Annotated in this window: 13 protein-coding genes and 1 tRNA gene; 8 read left to right on the top strand and 6 right to left on the bottom strand. The window is 44.3% G+C overall.

Going from position 1 to position 16,428, the window contains the following annotated elements; all coding sequences use genetic code 11:
- Window positions 1-35 precede the first annotated feature (35 nt).
- The 4 genes from RH46_RS11500 to RH46_RS11485 all read right to left on the bottom strand — a co-directional run bounded on the left by RH46_RS11500 (window position 36) and on the right by RH46_RS11485 (window position 5,290).
- Window positions 36-1,172 carry a dihydrolipoamide acetyltransferase family protein gene (locus tag RH46_RS11500; protein ID WP_006879621.1) on the bottom strand — a complete coding sequence of 379 codons (1,137 nt, stop codon included), beginning with the start codon at window positions 1,170-1,172 and terminating at the stop codon, window positions 36-38.
- Entirely contained in the window at window positions 1,169-2,152 is a 984-nt protein-coding gene (locus RH46_RS11495; protein ID WP_006879620.1) for an alpha-ketoacid dehydrogenase subunit beta, read from the bottom strand. The genes RH46_RS11500 and RH46_RS11495 overlap by 4 nt, the downstream gene beginning before the upstream one ends.
- Window positions 2,145-3,251 (bottom strand): pyruvate dehydrogenase (acetyl-transferring) E1 component subunit alpha, encoded by a 1,107-nt coding sequence (gene pdhA / locus RH46_RS11490; RefSeq protein ID WP_006879619.1) that lies wholly within the window; start codon window positions 3,249-3,251, stop codon window positions 2,145-2,147. The genes RH46_RS11495 and pdhA overlap by 8 nt, the downstream gene beginning before the upstream one ends.
- Window positions 3,252-3,742: 491 nt before the next feature.
- Window positions 3,743-5,290, bottom strand: a complete 1,548-nt coding sequence (locus tag RH46_RS11485) for an alanine/glycine:cation symporter family protein (protein ID WP_006879618.1) — start codon at window positions 5,288-5,290, stop codon at window positions 3,743-3,745.
- A gap of 569 nt (window positions 5,291-5,859) precedes the next feature.
- On the opposite strand from RH46_RS11485, the gene RH46_RS11480 reads away from it, so the two are divergent.
- The 3 genes from RH46_RS11480 to RH46_RS11470 all read left to right on the top strand — a co-directional run bounded on the left by RH46_RS11480 (window position 5,860) and on the right by RH46_RS11470 (window position 10,068).
- Window positions 5,860-6,399, top strand: coding sequence for a DUF3332 domain-containing protein (locus tag RH46_RS11480; RefSeq protein WP_006879617.1), 540 nt, complete (start codon window positions 5,860-5,862; stop codon window positions 6,397-6,399).
- Window positions 6,400-6,563: 164 nt separating this feature from the next.
- Window positions 6,564-8,564, top strand: a complete 2,001-nt coding sequence (locus RH46_RS11475) for a methyl-accepting chemotaxis protein (RefSeq protein WP_006879616.1) — start codon at window positions 6,564-6,566, stop codon at window positions 8,562-8,564.
- 145 nt (window positions 8,565-8,709) lie between these two features.
- Complete coding sequence (locus RH46_RS11470; RefSeq protein WP_241210051.1) at window positions 8,710-10,068, top strand: transporter substrate-binding domain-containing diguanylate cyclase; 1,359 nt, start codon at window positions 8,710-8,712, stop codon at window positions 10,066-10,068.
- A 30-nt stretch (window positions 10,069-10,098) separates the two neighbouring features.
- Here the strand turns inward: RH46_RS11470 and RH46_RS11465 are convergent, their stop codons facing one another.
- Window positions 10,099-10,947 (bottom strand): TPR end-of-group domain-containing protein, encoded by an 849-nt coding sequence (locus RH46_RS11465; protein ID WP_006879614.1) that lies wholly within the window; start codon window positions 10,945-10,947, stop codon window positions 10,099-10,101.
- 238 nt (window positions 10,948-11,185) lie between these two features.
- On the opposite strand from RH46_RS11465, the gene RH46_RS11460 reads away from it, so the two are divergent.
- The 3 genes from RH46_RS11460 (at window position 11,186) to RH46_RS11445 (ending at window position 13,684) form a co-directional block, all read left to right on the top strand.
- Window positions 11,186-11,260 (top strand) — tRNA-Gly (locus RH46_RS11460).
- 1,377 nt (window positions 11,261-12,637) lie between these two features.
- Complete coding sequence (locus RH46_RS11450; protein ID WP_006879612.1) at window positions 12,638-13,153, top strand: GNAT family N-acetyltransferase; 516 nt, start codon at window positions 12,638-12,640, stop codon at window positions 13,151-13,153.
- A 147-nt stretch (window positions 13,154-13,300) separates the two neighbouring features.
- Window positions 13,301-13,684 carry a nuclear transport factor 2 family protein gene (locus RH46_RS11445; protein WP_006879611.1) on the top strand — a complete coding sequence of 128 codons (384 nt, stop codon included), beginning with the start codon at window positions 13,301-13,303 and terminating at the stop codon, window positions 13,682-13,684.
- A gap of 211 nt (window positions 13,685-13,895) precedes the next feature.
- Here RH46_RS11445 and RH46_RS11440 read toward each other — a convergent pair whose 3' ends face one another.
- Window positions 13,896-14,777 carry a LysR family transcriptional regulator gene (locus RH46_RS11440; protein WP_006879610.1) on the bottom strand — a complete coding sequence of 294 codons (882 nt, stop codon included), beginning with the start codon at window positions 14,775-14,777 and terminating at the stop codon, window positions 13,896-13,898.
- Window positions 14,778-14,881: 104 nt separating this feature from the next.
- Here RH46_RS11440 and RH46_RS11435 point away from each other — a divergent pair, with 104 nt between their 5' ends.
- Together RH46_RS11435 and RH46_RS11430 are read left to right on the top strand one after the other, a co-directional pair.
- Window positions 14,882-15,772, top strand: a complete 891-nt coding sequence (locus RH46_RS11435; protein WP_006879609.1) for a DMT family transporter — start codon at window positions 14,882-14,884, stop codon at window positions 15,770-15,772.
- 57 nt (window positions 15,773-15,829) lie between these two features.
- Window positions 15,830-16,234, top strand: a complete 405-nt coding sequence (locus RH46_RS11430) for a GFA family protein (protein WP_040895703.1) — start codon at window positions 15,830-15,832, stop codon at window positions 16,232-16,234.
- The last annotated feature ends 194 nt before the right edge of the window (window positions 16,235-16,428 follow it).

The following is a 16,428-nucleotide window of genomic DNA, read 5'->3' as shown; positions in this document are numbered from 1 at the left end:
AAAAACGCCGAATCGAAAGATTCGGCGTTAATGATTTAACTTTGCAAATGTTCGACCAGCTTTTTGGTGAATCTTGCTGCTTCCCCCCCAGTGCAGGCGCGATGGTCAAAAGTAATAGAAAGTGGCATTACCTTTACCGAAACCGGGTTGCCATCTTTCATTACCACGCGTTCGATTATCCGCCCGGCACCGACGATCGCTACTTGAGGGGGAGAGACCACTGGCGTTGCGAAAATCCCAGCGATTGCGCCGAAGTTAGACAGTGTGATCGTCGCGTTTTGCAGGCTATCTCGACCTATTTTTCGCTGCCTGATGCCCTGAACCGTTTCATTTAACCAATTGCGAATATCGCTATCTTCAAACGTCTCAGCGTGTTTGAGGACAGGCACGTACAGCCCGTGACTACTATCGACGGCGATTCCTATGTTGACTCGACTATGAACACAGCGGGTCATTGTTTCTGCGTCAAACCATGCATTAAGAGCAGGCTCCTCCTGACAGGCATAAACCACAGCACGGATAAGCCGGCCAGATATGTCCTCATTGGCTTGCCAGTTAGCTAAACTGGCCTCTTCAGTAATGGTTACCGCCGCGACATTATGATGGGACTCTGACATGGTCGATACCATAGTGCGTCGCGCACCTTTGAGTACCTCGGTTCCGGGACTCTGTTTACGCGCTTCGGCATAAATATCATTATCGGTAATCATGCCGTTTGGCCCGGTACCACTGACCGTTTTAAGCTCAACCCCGAGTTTTTTTGCCAGCAGGCGGGCAGATGGCAGGGCAGTAATCAATTCGTCTGCAGATGGGTTATGGGTGCTGCCAATCCAGAAATCATCGACATCAACCTGATGCGTGGTTTGTGACACATTGCCTACCACAGTTGCTGCGTCTTGTTGTTTGGCTTTTACTGCTCCCGTAGCGACGAGTTCAGGCTGTTCCTCTATTTCCAGTAACAAAGCGCCAATGTTAATCACATCTCCTGCCTCGCCATGACGACTAACGACGACACCAGAGTATGGAGCAGGAACTTCAACCACTGCTTTGGCGGTTTCGACCGTTAGGACTACCTGGTCGAGTTCAACGGAATCACCGACGTTAATGTGCCATTCGACAATCTCAGACTCGGCTAATCCTTCGCCAAGGTCAGGTAATAAGAACGTTTTCATTTCCAACCCTCCACAAGTTCTCGTGCTGCTAGGACGATGTCTTGTTCATGAATCATAAAATAATCTTCATTTCGGTAGTAAGGCATGATGGTATCCATACCAGTGACACGTCGAGGTGGTGCCTTCAACAGACACATTGCTTTTTCTGCGGTGCGGGCAACAATCTCTGAACCGACACCACAAGTTCGGCTTGCCTCATGTACCACTAGCAGGCGACCCGTTTTCTCAAGTGACGCAATTATGGTGTCCATATCAATCGGTTTGATCGACGAGAGATCGATAACCTCGGCTTCTATGCCTTGTGATGATAGGGTCTGGGCGGCTTGCAGTGACTCGACCACACACGCGCCCCATGTCACCAGCGTAATGTCGCGACCTTTACGCAGAGTAAAACAGGTATCAAGAGGCAAAGCTTCCCCGCTATCGACCACTTCTGATTTAACCGTGCGGTAGATACGCTTAGGCTCGAAAAACATCACAGGATCATTGCTTCGAATTGCTGCAAGCAACAAGCCATAAGCTCTTTGTGGTGAAGACGGTACGACAACTTTAAAGCCAGCGGTGTGAGCAAACAGGGCTTCTACGCTCTCTGAATGATGTTCCGGTGCGTGAATACCACCGCCAAATGGTGCGCGAAATACAGCAGGGCAGGTAAGGCGACCGCGGGTACGGTTTCTCATTCGGGCTGCATGACACATTAAATGTTCCAGTGCAGGGAAAACGAAGCCCTGAAACTGGAATTCAGCGACGGGACGCAACCCTTGGCTTGCCATACCAACGGAAACCCCTCCGATAAGAGCCTCAGCTAAAGGAGTATCGATAACACGGCGCAAGCCAAACTTCTCTTTTAAGCCGACTGTAGCGCGAAATACACCGCCGTTATCGCCGACGTCTTCGCCGAGAACCACCACGCTCGAATCCTTGCTCATCTCGTGATGCAGTGCCAGGTTAACTGCTTCGACTAACGTTATCTCAGCCATGTTTGCCTCCTTGCATACGCATCGCCTTGTTGATCAGTTCGTCGCGTTGTTGATTCAGTTCAGCGGGAGCATGTTCATAGAGAAAATCGAATGCGCTTTCCGGTGCTTGTGGAGGGAGACTGAGGTAATGTTCGACAGCGGCTTCGACTTGCTGCTTGCAGCTGTTTAACCACTCCTCCTCTAACTGCTCGTTCCAGACTCCATTGGCAACCAAATAGGCTTTAAGGCGTTTGATCGGTTCGAACTGCCATGCCTGATTAAGTTCATCACTACTACGGTAACGGCTGGCATCATCTGCGGTAGTGTGGTCACTAAGTCGATAGCTGACTGCTTCGATCAATGTTGGTCCTTTGCCTTTGCGCGCTCGGTCTAGCGCCGCTAAAACGGTATCGTGCACAGCGACAACATCATTGCCATCAACGGTGACGCCGATGATTCCAGCGCCTTTGGCTTTATCAGAAAGAAATTCAGCGGCACATTGTAGTGCGCGCGGCACTGAGATAGCCCACTGGTTATTGTTAACCACAAACACTAATGGAAGATTCCACGCGCCTGCACAGTTGATGCTTTCTAAGAAGTCACCTTTTGATGTCGCACCATCACCACAAGTGACGAGTGCAGCATGATGCTGATTGTCTATTTTTAGCGCTGAGGCGACACCTACAGCATGAGTGCATTGAGTGGCGATAGGTACGCAGAAAGGAAGATCATGACAGGGTTCTGGTGAACCACCGTTACTTGGTGTGACATGAAAGTCGCTGCCTCGTTCATCACCGCCCCAGTATTGAAGGTTTTTCTCCATCGCTATGCCACGAACCCACATAGCAGGCATATCCCGGTAATAGGGAATAAAGACATCTCTGGGGTGCATTGCGTGTCCGATACCGACGCCAAATGCCTCTGAGCCCAGATGGGAAGGATAGGTACCTAGTTTACCCGTTCGTTGTAATGCGACAGCTTTATTGTCATACGTTCGGGTCAGAACCATATCGCGGTAAAAAGCGGTCAAGGTCGCTAAGTCTGCCCATGCGGGAAGTTGATTCACCGAGTGACCATCGTGGTCGATGAAACGTAACATGGGTAGTGTCTGAACATTCATTACTATCTCCTTTTTGTTACTCAGAGGTGGATCGCACTTATGAGTAACCTTGTCTGACTCCCAACCATGTTTCGGTATTTCGGAGTCCAGATAGATACTTAAATTTCATACAACTTATCGGTAACGGTTAAAACAACCTGCTGATGAAAGCGCTAGCTACGTACTTTTAAGCTACAAACTCAAAGGAAAATAGCGATCAATTTCAACCATTACTCATTAAGGTAAGTGTAACAAAGATGTTAAAACTCGCATGTTGAGAGTGATTATCATGTAGTAAAGCAGGGCTTACAGTTTGCAGTTTGATGGGGAAAAATAGCGTTTGTTAACAAAGTAGGGGGCAAAAACTGGACTTTTATACTTGTGATTGAATCGGCTGTAGGAGATTGGTTTGCAAGTTTAGATAAAGAAATAATTTGATTTTATGGCCAGATAAACGAAAAACAGCAGGCCTGAGCCTGCTGTTTGTAACACTTATGCAATTGAGTATCTGATTACTCTGGTTGCTCAGTTAGGTTTTGCTTCTGCTGTACTTTGTAAACTTTACCAGCGTTGAAACGTTCTAGGTAATCAGCCAGGTCGCGTTTAACTTCAGGTACAAGGATGTAAAGACCAACAATGTTCACTAGAGCCATTGCGAAGATCATTGCATCAGAGAAGTCGATAACTGGACCAAGGTTCATTGCCGCACCGATTACTACGAAGATACAGAACTTAACTTTGAAGATAATTTCAGCTGTCTTGCTCTCACCGAATAGGTAAGTCCAAGCTTTCAGACCGTAGTAAGACCAAGAGATCATAGTAGAGAATGCGAACAGCACTACTGCGATAGCAAGTACGTATGGGAACCAGCTGATAGCACTACCGAATGCCGCTGAAGTTAGTTCAACACCTGCCAGACCAGTATCTGTGTCCAGGTAACCAGTGATGATGATAACCAGAGCAGTCATAGTACAGATAACAACAGTATCGATGAACGGTTCTAGTAGAGATACGAAACCTTCAGACATTGGCTCTTTAGTTTTAACTGCTGAGTGAGCAATAGCTGCTGAACCAACACCCGCTTCGTTCGAGAACGCCGCACGTTTGAAGCCTTGGATTAGCACACCGATTACACCGCCCGCAATACCTTCACCTGTGAATGCACCATTGAAAATCGCGTTAAATGCATCGTCGATACGGTCAAAGTTCATCAGGATAATGATAAGTGCTGCACCTACGTAGATAGTTGCCATGAAAGGAACGATCTTTTCAGTCACTTTAGCGATAGACTTGATACCACCGATGATTACGATACCAACGATCACCGCTAGGATTAGGCCGAACAACCAACCTTTATCTGCGAAGAATGAAGCATCGCCACCCGTTACACCAACAACCTGCTTGAATGCCTGGTTAGCCTGGAACATGTTACCGCCACCAAGTGAACCACCGATTGCGAAAACAGAGAACAGGACTGCCAGAGTACGACCGAATGCAGCGTTACCGCGTTTAGCCAGACCTTTGCTCAGGTAGTACATTGGACCACCAGAAACTGAACCGTCTGGGTTAGTATTACGGTATTTAACACCAAGAGCACATTCTACGAACTTGCTCGACATACCTAACAGACCCGCCAGGATCATCCAGAATGTTGCACCTGCGCCACCGATAGATACTGCGACAGCAACACCAGCGATGTTACCAAGACCAACGGTACCTGAAAGGGCAGTAGTTAGTGCCTGGAAGTGAGAAACCTCACCATCTTCTTTTGCTTTTGGATCAGAGAACTTACCTGATACCAGTTGAACAGCGTGTTTGAAACCACGCACGTTGATGAAGCCTAAGTAGAAAGTGAAGAAAGATGCGGCAACAACTAACCAAAGAACAATCCACGGCACCTGTACGTCAGTAAAAGGGAACGGAATAGTCGAGAAGATCATTCCTACAAAAGGGTTAACGATAGGTGCAACGACTTCGTTGATTTTGTCATCCAAGGTGGATGCTGCAGCGCTACCTGCAAATATATTCGCCAATATGGCTAGCGAAATACGCTTTGTCATGCTTTTCCTGCCTGTGAAATTAATTACTTATAAATAATACTTATATAATGTTGTGTTTTGTTACAAATGTGTAACACCGACTATTATTCATTTAATAAATAAGCACGCAACATCTTTGACGGAAAAGTTGATCCAGCAAACAATTCTGATTTTTACCAACCTTGTTGTGTAATTTTGAACTTATTCACTGGTTATTTGCGAAAGTCTGGATTTTATATAAACCAATAGCTGACTAATTTGGTCGGATATATTGCACTTTGGTCGTATATATAAAACTGTGTGTTTACTATTTGAACAGTGAGAGATGAGGTTATGCCTGGCTTTCACAGATTATTCTTACTGTATAGCGTTAGTTGTCTTACTTAAGATCAATAGCTTATCAACGTGACTACTATAGCTAGCAGGATTGAATGAAAAATAGCACAATATCTAGTGAATGATGTAAGAAATAACCTAGTTAAAACAAAAACTTAACACGGTAAAATTTATGTCAATTGTATATGTTGATGGATTGCTTTAAACAGAAACAGGAGTACGATGCGCGCCATCTTGATTAAGTGGTGGTATAGATGAAAACTAACGCATTAAAAATGGCTATTGTTGTAGGTCTGGGTGTGTCTTCTTTGACTGGTTGTATGGGTCAAATGGCGACGACTGGATTAGTGTCAAAATTCAACCTTGAAGTAGTAGATAACCGTTACGGTCGTGAAGGTATGTTCCTTCTTCTATCTCCTGTTTACGGTATTGCTGGTACGATTGACCTGTTCGTATTCAACGCAATTGAATTCTGGACTGGTACTAACCCAATTTCTGGTAAGTCTCCAGCAGTTGTTGATACTCCAACTAAAAACTACATTAAAGTGAATGGTCACCTGGACAGCTCACTGAAAGAAGTTCCACTAGCAAACAATGCAAACATCGAAAAAGCGACAATGCAGCAAATCGATGCGAACACAATGCAGATGGATATTTCATACATCGACGGTACACAACAGGTACTTCGTGGTGAGAAGTCTGCAGATAGCGTAGCGTTCTACCTTGATGATCAGTACATCACAACGGTTTCTAACGACGAGCTAACTCAATACGTTTCAGCTGCAAGCATTTAATTTTTGTAGACTGACGTTGACTCCTAAAATCCTCGCCTGGCGGGGATTTTTTGTATCCGCTTTTAGCTTTCTAATACAAAAGTTTAATTTATTGATACACATTTATTTAACAACTAACAGCAAGACGCTATAGTAAGCTTTGAACTTACTATAGGAGTTAATGGATGAAACTCACGATATCAGGGAAGTTACAGCTAAGTTTTCTGTCGCTTGCAGTACTTTTTATCGTTTCCGCGTTTTTAATCTTTCGTAGCATCAGCACAGTCGATACACATACCAGCTCTTTATTAGAGCGCGATTTACCGACCGTAGATGCCGGACGTTCGATCCAACAGTCAATTCAGGCCACGGTATCATCACTCAGAGCTTATATGCTATTAGGCGGCGATGAAGTTACCGGACCAGAGCAAAAAGCGAAACTTGACCAAGCGATACTTGAAGTAGAAGAGTCATTGCCTCAACTGGAATCCCTCGTCGATGCCGATAGCTATCAACAACTTATCTACCAGTGGTCAGTAGTGACAGGGTTGTTGAATGAGATTGCTGAACTGAGTCACACCGATGAGAACCTGCCGGCCCACTCGCTGTTTATCTATGAAGCGGCACCGATTGCAGAAGTCGCACTCGATCAGTTGCAGGGACTGATCAATGATGAAGCGGGTAATAAAGAAGGTGGAGAGCGCAAGCGTCTTTTCAGACTTTATGCAGATAGTTACACCTCTCTTGCCAATGCACTTTCCTCAATGCGAGATTTTCTTCTGTATGGTACGCAGGATCATCTGGATAAATATCAGGACTTCTTGAAATCACACGATAAGTCGGTGCAAGAGATTGAATCGAAGAAGGAGTTGCTATCGAGCAGCGATCAGGGTTTATGGTCACTGTTTAAAGAGATGCAGCAACTTTACTTCCCGTTAGCGGATCAGGTGGTAACACTACGTAAGTCCGCTGACTGGAATATTGCCAATCAGAAAATGGCCAACGAACTCGTGCCAGCGGTTGAACAGCTTAACAGCAGTTTTGAAACTGTGATTAGTCAGCAGCAAGCACTGGCTGACGCAAGTGGTCAAGGCATCTTTAACTCAGTCAGCAACGTGATTAAGTTGCTGCTCGCATCGATTGCTTTGGTCGTGATTGTTTCTGTCACAACCGCCCACTTTATGGGTAAGAATATTGGGCGACGTGTCGCGACGGTTTCAAAGCGTGCTGAGGCGATTGCTGACGGCGATGTTTCTCAGGCGCCGCTGCAAATTGAAGGTAGTGACGAGTTAGCCAGCCTTACTCAGTCGATCAATAAGATGAATGACGAGTTAGCGAGTATTGTAAAAGGCGTTACGGCTAAAGCTAACACCGTTGGCGATAGTATGAAGTCGTTACTTGATGCCAATGGGCAGACGGTCTCTCAAGTTGAACGACAAAAAGCAACCATGGAGCTGGTGGGTCAGCAGGTTGGTGAAGTTAGCAGGTCTGCTAGCGATACCGCGATGCAAGCAGAGCAATCTGTGACTAATCTGGTCGAGTCTAAGAGCCAAATTGAGCATGGTACCAATGCGCTTGATTTGAACAAGAATACCGTCGGGCTTCTTCATTCAACGATCGAGAAAGCGAGTTTTCAGGTTGATGAACTGAGTAAAGAGAGTGAAGCTATTGGCCGAGTGACGGAAGTAATCGAGGGCTTAGCGGAGCAAACCAACCTACTCGCGCTTAACGCTGCGATTGAAGCGGCTAGGGCGGGGGAATACGGTCGAGGATTCGCTGTGGTTGCAGATGAAGTGCGACTATTGGCAACACGCACTACCGAATCGACTACAGAGATTAATAATATCGTTAACGCGATTCAGACATCGACTAAAGCGGTTGTGAATGAGATAGAAAAGAGTAAGGGACTTGCTGAAGAAGGGGCTGATCATACAGAGCAGGCCTATGGAACCTTGAGCTCAACAACTGAGCAGATCGAAGCGCTAAACCAACAGATGAAAGAGCTGCTGAGTTCGGCGCAACAGCAGTCGCAGGCAACCGATGAAATTCAGAGCTTGATGGAACAGGTTATCGCTTCGGTTGATGATGTTGCGGACATTTCGCACTCGTCATCAGATGTGTCGAGTCAGGTAAGAAATCAGGTTGATGAGTTAAATCGTGAAATGGGCCAGTTCAAAATCCAATAATTTATTGAATAAATGAGAATTCACGCGAAATAGCCGTCACTTAATATCATTTATATAATTGATCGAAGTATCATCTATACCTAATCTAAATAAATAGTTTCTTGCTTAGTTACCTTATTTGCTAAGCGTTATTTTAGGGATGGATGTGCTTCGATTTCTTTTTGCGTTTTTGTTGCTAATGAGTGTCTCTGCCCGGGGGCAGGAAGCGTCCCCGCAAAAGCTGGTGGTGGCTAATTCTAAAGCATGGAAACCTTTCTCATTTATCAATGCTGATGGTAAGCCTGACGGTATATTAATCGAATACTGGCTTGAGTTTGGCAAAAACAACGATGTCGAAATTGAGTTCCTGTTACTCGATTGGCAATCCTCTCTTGATGCTGTTAAACAAGGCCAGGCTGATGTGCATGCTGGCTTGTTGTGGTCCGAAGGTCGTGACGGTTATCTAGATTTTACGTCCTCTATTATGTCCATCGATACTCAGCTGTTTATTAGCCAAGAGCTTATTGGCACCAACCTTGATGACTTTCTGCTCTCGAAACACGATTATCAGGTCGGGGTCGTTGCAGGTGGCTATGAACAAGAGTTTACTCAGCTTCATTTTCCTAATCTTAATTTGCTCAATTTTGCCAACAACAAATTGATGATTGAATCTGCGTTTGCCGGCGAGCTAGATGCATTTGTCGCCGATCTGCAGGTCGCCAACTTTTATTTACAAACTTCGCAAAAAGCAGCAAAGTTTGTCGGTATCAGGCACTTATACTCTGGTGAATTAAGAGCGGCTGTAGCGGAAGGAAACACTCTTCTCCAGCAGCAGGTATCGCAAGGTATAGACTCCTTTGCTGTCGAGGATAAACAGAAAATCTTTAACCGCTGGATGTACATCAATACCGTCTATCCTGACTATTTAGTACCACTATCCGCTTTGGCAATTGGGATTTTTACCTTCGGCTATATTGTTGCACTCAATATTACGGTGAAGGTGAAAACGAAAGCTCTGGAGCAAGCAAACCGAGAGTTAAAGACATTATCAGAGACGGACCAGCTGACGGGGTTAAGTAACCGCCGTCACTTTGTCTCCGAGTTAAAGCAACGTCTGGCATGTGAAGGACCCGTAACCTTGATGATTTTTGATATTGATGACTTCAAAAAGGTCAATGATAGATACGGACATTCTACCGGAGATGAGGTGATCCGAAGGGTCGCGTTTGCCGCTGACACCATTGTCCCTGAGCAGGGACTGATTGGTCGTATTGGCGGAGAGGAGTTCGCCGTTGTGATATGTGAGTTGGAGTTCGGCAAAGTCGTTGATATTGCGGAAAATATCTGCGCCAGCGTGCGCGAGTTATCTGTTCTTGACGAGGGTGAGCTCCAGACTTCAGTGAGCTTAGGTTGTGCCCACTATTCAACCAACAATGGTGAAATCACCCTATCGGATGCAGATCATCTGATGTATCAGTCAAAGATTGAAGGTAAAGACCGCGTCACCGCGATCTGTTACCCATAAGCGATATTCTAGCCTCTATGATAGACAGGATTATTCTGTTGACTGATTGAGCAGGGCGTCGAAACGTGGGTTACCGTGCAGCCCTTCCAGATCAGGCTCAGTATTGATCAGTTCTCGAATTGATGGGCTGGCCTCGATAGCATGCTCCAAGTCTTCAATTGCCTGTTCCTCAATACCTAAGCGAGAAAACGCACAGGCGCGTTGATACAGTGCTGGGCCGTTACTGGTATCCAATTCCAGAACTCGATTACATAAGCTAAGCGCCCAGTTGTACTCTTTGATCTCCATCGCTGCGTCAGCTTTATAGGTTAGCGCTTCCAAGTCTCCAGGACGGATAGTCAGGATCTCATCATAGACATCGATTCGCTGTTCGGCTGTAGGCATACTTTGTGCGCGCAGCCACAGGTTATGGATCTCATTGATGCGCTCAATTTCTTTGTTGTTTTCACTAATGATACGAGTTTTGCGTTTTAAATCTCGTTCAAGGGCACTGAATTTCTTTTCGTACTCTTCGGCAATTGATTCAAGACGTTTATCGGCCATCTGTTTGGTGTTTTGCTTAAACTCGCGCAGCGATTGCCAGCCCACAAAGGCGATCAGTGAGGCGACACCGGCGATGATATAAAAGAAATAGGTGACGGTGACGTTGGCGTAGTTGAGGGACTTATCCGCTACGGCCAGCTCTCGGTCAGTCATCTGAATGACAAGTTTACGCTCTAAATCTTGCTGGTCCTGACGAAGGGCTTTTAATTCATCGAGAATATAACGCTCCATGAGCGGGCGGTCTAATAACTCCGAGTCTGAATAAGCGGTTTTTTCAGCCTGTACTGGTAGAGACAGGCTCAATAATCCAAAAAGCAATATAACAAAAACGCGCATAGAAGATCCCTTTAAATCGCTGTTTACTAAGGTTTAACATTAGCAAAGAAGCAATGAAATGAGTAAAGGTTTCTATTATCAAATGTGATTATTTCCGGACTGGGTAACCGCTTGAAGAGAACAAAAATGAGGAAAAACCACTCATATTGCTGATGAACTGTTCAATTGATTTCAATTTGAGAAAAAAAGGTTTTCTTTTCAGTCAGATGTGGCATATTAACTAGGTCTTCGACACAAAGCGTACTTCGTATAATGGCTATTACCTCAGCCTTCCAAGCTGATGATGCGGGTTCGATTCCCGCAGTACGCTCCAAATCTCCTCGATTTTTCAGCAATATTCCCAACTTCATTTGTATCTGATATTCACAGCTATCGTTTGTGCATTTTCCAGTTCGTAACTCTGGCTAATACTCTCGTTTTTCCTGTGTGGAGCTGTGGAAGAGATAGAAAAATGAATTCTTCACCAAGGTCGTTCCCTCTACTGCGGAAGGACGCATGCCTAGTCGAGAACAGGGCTGATTGCGCAACTAGCCTGAGCTATACCACTAAGCCGCTTTTGCCCCTTTCTTTTTTAGCCCAAGAGTCAGAACACATTTCTTTTGTCATTAATTGACCTATTTTTTTCTAATGACGGACTATGTGCTTAGTTTGGTATGAGCTGTTATGCCGATAGTGTCGGGTTAAAAAATACGGTTAGGCTTCTTAACGGATGTAGGAAACAATGAAGATAATCATTTGGTTATTAATCAGGGCGTTTATAGCTTACCTGTTGGTTGGTGTCCTATTGGGGATTCTTATTCTTAATAACACTTATGCTCCACGGTTTTTTACCATGAAGCCAGAGATTTTGGGGTGGTTTTCTGCGTTTGGCGTTTTGCTTAGTTATGTACTCTTCCGATTCAAAAAAACTTCAGAAATCGGTAAGTTCTTGTTTGCATGCGTTCTTGGCAGTGTAGTTTTATGCTTGTATGCTGAAGAGTCTTACTGGTTACTAAATATGAAAATGCGTTCTTGGACTCTATTCCTAACTGTGCTTTATGCAATCATGTTGCTGTATTTTGTATTCCCGTATAAATGGCTCCGACCGTTGCTGTTTCTAGCTCCAGTTTCTGCGGGCTCATGGGCTGTATATTGGTTGGGGTATACCCCAATGAATGTGACTATGAGTATACTCGAGGTGAAAGGAACTATAGCAGATGACAAATACTCAAAGGCAATCGCACTTTTACCTGATGTTTATGTAACTTGCGTGACTTCAACATTGCTTTGGCTTGTTCAAATCTTGGTATTATACGTTTTTGTATATTGGCGGAGTGACCCCCAATATAGCTACCGAAGCCTAACACAGCGTTTAAGAAAAATTCGCAACGCTCGGCAGTTTTAGTCTGAATCCGAGCTACCAAATCTCTGTCCCAGGGCGTGTTGGCGTTGATCCCGACCAACACGTCTTTGACCCCCAATCATGTCAGCCCAACGAACTGTCGACCTAACCAGTACATTGGGAGGCCAAATTAATCTATTCCGCACCTTAGGCTCTTATACGGAAGTTATCCGTAGATTTTCCCTGAAAGTTATAGTTGCTTGGTGCAATACATTGATATAAGTTTAGTTTCATATATGAGTTGGTGGTATAGACGAATTGCAAACACGGAACGATTCTGTCTAAGAAGCGTGAGGTGAATAGGTATTTATGCAAACCATAATAGAAACGAATAGACTAATTCTCAGGCCCTTCACCGAACATGATGCAACAAGAGTTGCTGAACTAGTAGGTGAAAAAGTCATCTCGGATATGACGGCGAATATTCCGCATCCATACGAGTTATCAGATGCTGTTGACTGGATTTCAACGCACCAGGATTTGTTCAACGCTAGTAAAGGTGTCGTTTATGCTCTGGTTCTAAAGAGTAGCAATACTCTGATTGGGGCCGTCAGTTTTCCTCGACTTGAAGAAGGTGAAGGGACACTAGGGTACTGGTTGGGTGTTCCTTTTTGGGGGAGCGGTTATGCTACAGAAGGCTCTAGAGCGCTAATCGAGTACGCAAGAGAGAATCTAGGTCTCAGTAAGCTTAAAGTAATGCATTTAACTGACAATGTGCGTTCAAAGGCAGTCATAAGTAAGTTGGGTACAACGTATGTTGGAACCAAAACAATTCAAACTCAAGTTGGAGTGCGTGAGGTTTGCGTTTATACAGCTTATCTTTAGATTTACCCATACAAACAATTCAAGCAGCCCCCCAATGCTCGGCGATTTTGGCTTGCGCTGAATTTCGAGTTTATGGTGTTATGCGGAAAGTGCTCCAGTGCGTTTCGGGCTACGTAATTGGGCGTTATGTGAGTGAGGAGAATTAACGTGTTAGATAGTGAAAAAATCGGATTAGTTGAGTCCTATGTCAGCCGCTACAATGCTTTTGATGTTTCTGGAATGCTCGCTCTCCTTGACGACGATGTAGTATTTGAAAATGAGTCAAATGGAGAAATTACTGCCCGTTCTGACGGTAAAGCTGAGTTTGAAAGTTTGGCTTCTGAGTCGGTAAAGATTTTTAGTGTTCGTCAGCAGGTTGTGACAGCTATAGAAATGTCTGAAAGGGCAGCTACAGTCAATATTGACTACACTGGGACTTTGGCAATAGACCTGCCTAACGGTCTTAGAGCGGGCCAGGTCTTGGAGTTGAAAGGCCAAACATACTTCGAGTTTCAAAATGGCAAAATTAGTCACATAAAAGATGTCAGCTAAATTTGATTAACAAGCGTTTAAGTTTTCAACATACTTTATCTAATCTATATCGAGTGCATTAGACCTTAAAGTCTAACGCGTTTCTTTCCAGAGGCTTGCTGATGGGGCATGAAACACAGAAATGCCCCATTCCTTGTTAGTGCTAGTAGTCTTGCTTAAAGACCAATTTCTCTTTTGGATTAGGTTACGTAATGTCAGAGTCTTAAAGACTTTAGCTATCTACCAATTGATTAGATAACCTTTTTACAACGGGTCTTGTTTTTTCGTTTTTCCAAACAAAGCATAGTGGTAGCTTCAGATCTAACTCACTTAAGGTGATAAACCTCACTAGAGGGGATGCGCGGTTAATGTGTTTGCTATTCACGATAGAGATACCTTGCTCCGCGGCAACCAATGCAAGCATCGAGCTTTCATGATGTGCCCAATGAAGTACATTTGGTCTTAGACCAAGAGTTCGGAATTGTTGCTCTTGCCACTCAAAAAATGCAGGGTAGGACTCTTGAGGGAAGCGGATGAAAGGCAGTGAGTTAAGTTTAGAAACAGAGACGTCGCCATGAAACTTCTTTTCCCAAGAAGCAGGGTACGCAAGCGCCATAGGATCACTTCGCAGCTGAATAACACCATAGGAACTGTCAAGTTCCCTAAATAAGTACACAAATGCACAGTCCAAGCGACCATGCTCCATGTGGTTTAAGAGTGCAGTCGTATTGTCTGTAACCATTTCAATCGTGACATCTGGATTTTGAGCTCTGAACTGACTTAAATGATTAGGCACCAACCCTTCCCATAATACGGTTTCTACTGAACCTAACCTAAGGTTTCCGGTTGCCCCTGTTGAAACTCTTTTGACGGTTTGGGACGCTTTTTCTATATCTGAGGTCACTTTATCCATCTGCTCTCTAAAATACTCCCCCGCAACAGTAAGGGTGAGCTTTCTTGATACACGATCAAAAAGTTGAACCCCTAACTCCTCTTCTAAGTCACTGATTTGTCGTGAGATAGCAGGTTGAGTGATATTGAGAATATCAGCGGCTTTTGTAACCCCTCCAGAGTTAGCAACAGCAAGAAAATACTTAATTTGTCGAAGTTCCATACAAACTCTTTGTTAACTTTTAGGCATCAAATAATAAGAATATATCAATATTTGTTATCCATTATCTAGGTTACTCTCTCGAAAAACATAACTTAGAAGAAACCATGAAATCATTCGAAACAAGAAACCTAATAAAAGGGTTTGGGTATGGGGCAGTGACTGTAGGGTGTTGGGGGACTTTAAATGTCACTACGCATGAGGCTCTTAATAGCGGCTTCTTGCCCAATGACCTGACAATGCTTCGTTACTGTGTATCAGGCATAATCTGTCTTCCGCTCCTGATGATGAATTTACGCGGGGTAATGCAGATAACGAACTGGGCGAGGGCTACAGCGTTTTCGCTGCTCGCGGGGCCAATGTATGGCTGGTTGGTCAACAAAGGGATGCAACTGACACCTTTGTCTTATGCGAGTGTGATGGTACCGACCTTTACGATGATCATCACTACGGCATTTTTGTCAGCACAGGGCGAAAAAATCAATAAAGCTCAGATTGGTGGTATCGGCGTGATTGTTTTCGGCCTGTATTTACTCATAAACCGACCTTTTGGCGCCGAACTGCAAAGTAGTATAGGCGCGACTTTGTTTTTACTGGCTGGATTGGCTTGGGCTTTGTTTGCTCTGCTGTTGAAAAGGTGGCAGGTGAATTTGGTTTCGATGATTTTCATGATGAATGTTATCTCCGGCATTATCTACTTACCGGTATACCTACGCTCTGCACATTCTGATTTATCTGCTCTGCCTATTGAACAATGGATAACACAAACTTTTGTTCAGAGCGTACTAGCATCAATTGTTGTTGTTTTTACCTTCGCACGTGCAGTCAATTATTTAGGGGCAACGGTTTCCTCTACGCTTCCAGCGCTTATTCCGTTGGTTTCAATATCACTAGCTAGTTTCTTGTTTGGACACATCATTACTGACAGTGAAAAGTTCGCCCTAGCTATGATTTCGTGTGGATTTGTTGTCTGTACCGTGAGTAAGCGCAACCAATAAAAAATAAGCCAGGAGTAGGCTAGATTGGTGTTGAGTACCGATAAGAAAGGTGTAGTTATGTACAAAGGAAGTTGTCTTTGTGGGACAGTGAAAATTGAAATTACAGGTGATATCAAAGCAGTAACACATTGTCATTGCACTATGTGTCAAAAAGCTCACGGGGCAGCATTTGCCTCCTTTGCTGCTAGTCGTGATGAGTATTTTTCGATTATTGAGGGTAGGAACTCTATTAAACGTTACGAGTCATCGCCTAATTATGTCCGTACATTCTGTAAGCATTGTGGCTCAAATATACAATGGATACATGATTCAGGGGAAACCAGTGGATGGTCTACATTTGCTATATCTTTGTTAGATACGCCATTTCACAAAGGTAAACAGAAACATATACACACAGACTATAAAGCCCCGTGGTTTAGTTTTAGTGATAATCATTCCAAGTTTAGTGGAGCCGGCAACTAGCAAGCGTTTAAGGCACTAGGTACTTTCTAAAATCCAAATTAATCGGATTAGAATATATCCCCTAACATGCTTTTGTTCAGAGGCTTGAAGTTTTACTCGTGGCATTTTCTCAAAAAGTGCCACCTAGCTCAGATCTGCCCCAAAATCACTTAGACTAAATATTCTAAACAATTCAGAGGCGTGCGTTTATCCTA

The organism is Vibrio brasiliensis LMG 20546 (assembly GCF_000189255.1).
Classification (GTDB): Bacteria; Pseudomonadota; Gammaproteobacteria; order Enterobacterales; family Vibrionaceae; genus Vibrio; species Vibrio brasiliensis.
Note: the sequence above shows the minus strand (reverse complement) of the source record. Positions and strands in the feature narration are given on the sequence as shown.

What these genes read in the sequence shown, in the direction of transcription:
- RH46_RS11440 (WP_006879610.1), bottom strand. Translation starts at nt 14,777, where the DNA reads ATGGAACTTCGACAAATTAAGTATTTTCTTGCTGTTGCTAACTCTGGA.
- RH46_RS11485 (WP_006879618.1), bottom strand. Translation starts at nt 5,290, where the DNA reads ATGACAAAGCGTATTTCGCTAGCCATATTGGCGAATATATTTGCAGGT.
- RH46_RS11500 (WP_006879621.1), bottom strand. Translation starts at nt 1,172, where the DNA reads ATGAAAACGTTCTTATTACCTGACCTTGGCGAAGGATTAGCCGAGTCT.
- RH46_RS11475 (WP_006879616.1), top strand. Translation starts at nt 6,564, where the DNA reads ATGAAACTCACGATATCAGGGAAGTTACAGCTAAGTTTTCTGTCGCTT.
- RH46_RS11450 (WP_006879612.1), top strand. Translation starts at nt 12,638, where the DNA reads ATGCAAACCATAATAGAAACGAATAGACTAATTCTCAGGCCCTTCACC.
- RH46_RS11430 (WP_040895703.1), top strand. Translation starts at nt 15,830, where the DNA reads ATGTACAAAGGAAGTTGTCTTTGTGGGACAGTGAAAATTGAAATTACA.
- pdhA (WP_006879619.1), bottom strand. Translation starts at nt 3,251, where the DNA reads ATGAATGTTCAGACACTACCCATGTTACGTTTCATCGACCACGATGGT.
- RH46_RS11435 (WP_006879609.1), top strand. Translation starts at nt 14,882, where the DNA reads ATGAAATCATTCGAAACAAGAAACCTAATAAAAGGGTTTGGGTATGGG.
- RH46_RS11480 (WP_006879617.1), top strand. Translation starts at nt 5,860, where the DNA reads ATGAAAACTAACGCATTAAAAATGGCTATTGTTGTAGGTCTGGGTGTG.
- RH46_RS11495 (WP_006879620.1), bottom strand. Translation starts at nt 2,152, where the DNA reads ATGGCTGAGATAACGTTAGTCGAAGCAGTTAACCTGGCACTGCATCAC.
- RH46_RS11465 (WP_006879614.1), bottom strand. Translation starts at nt 10,947, where the DNA reads ATGCGCGTTTTTGTTATATTGCTTTTTGGATTATTGAGCCTGTCTCTA.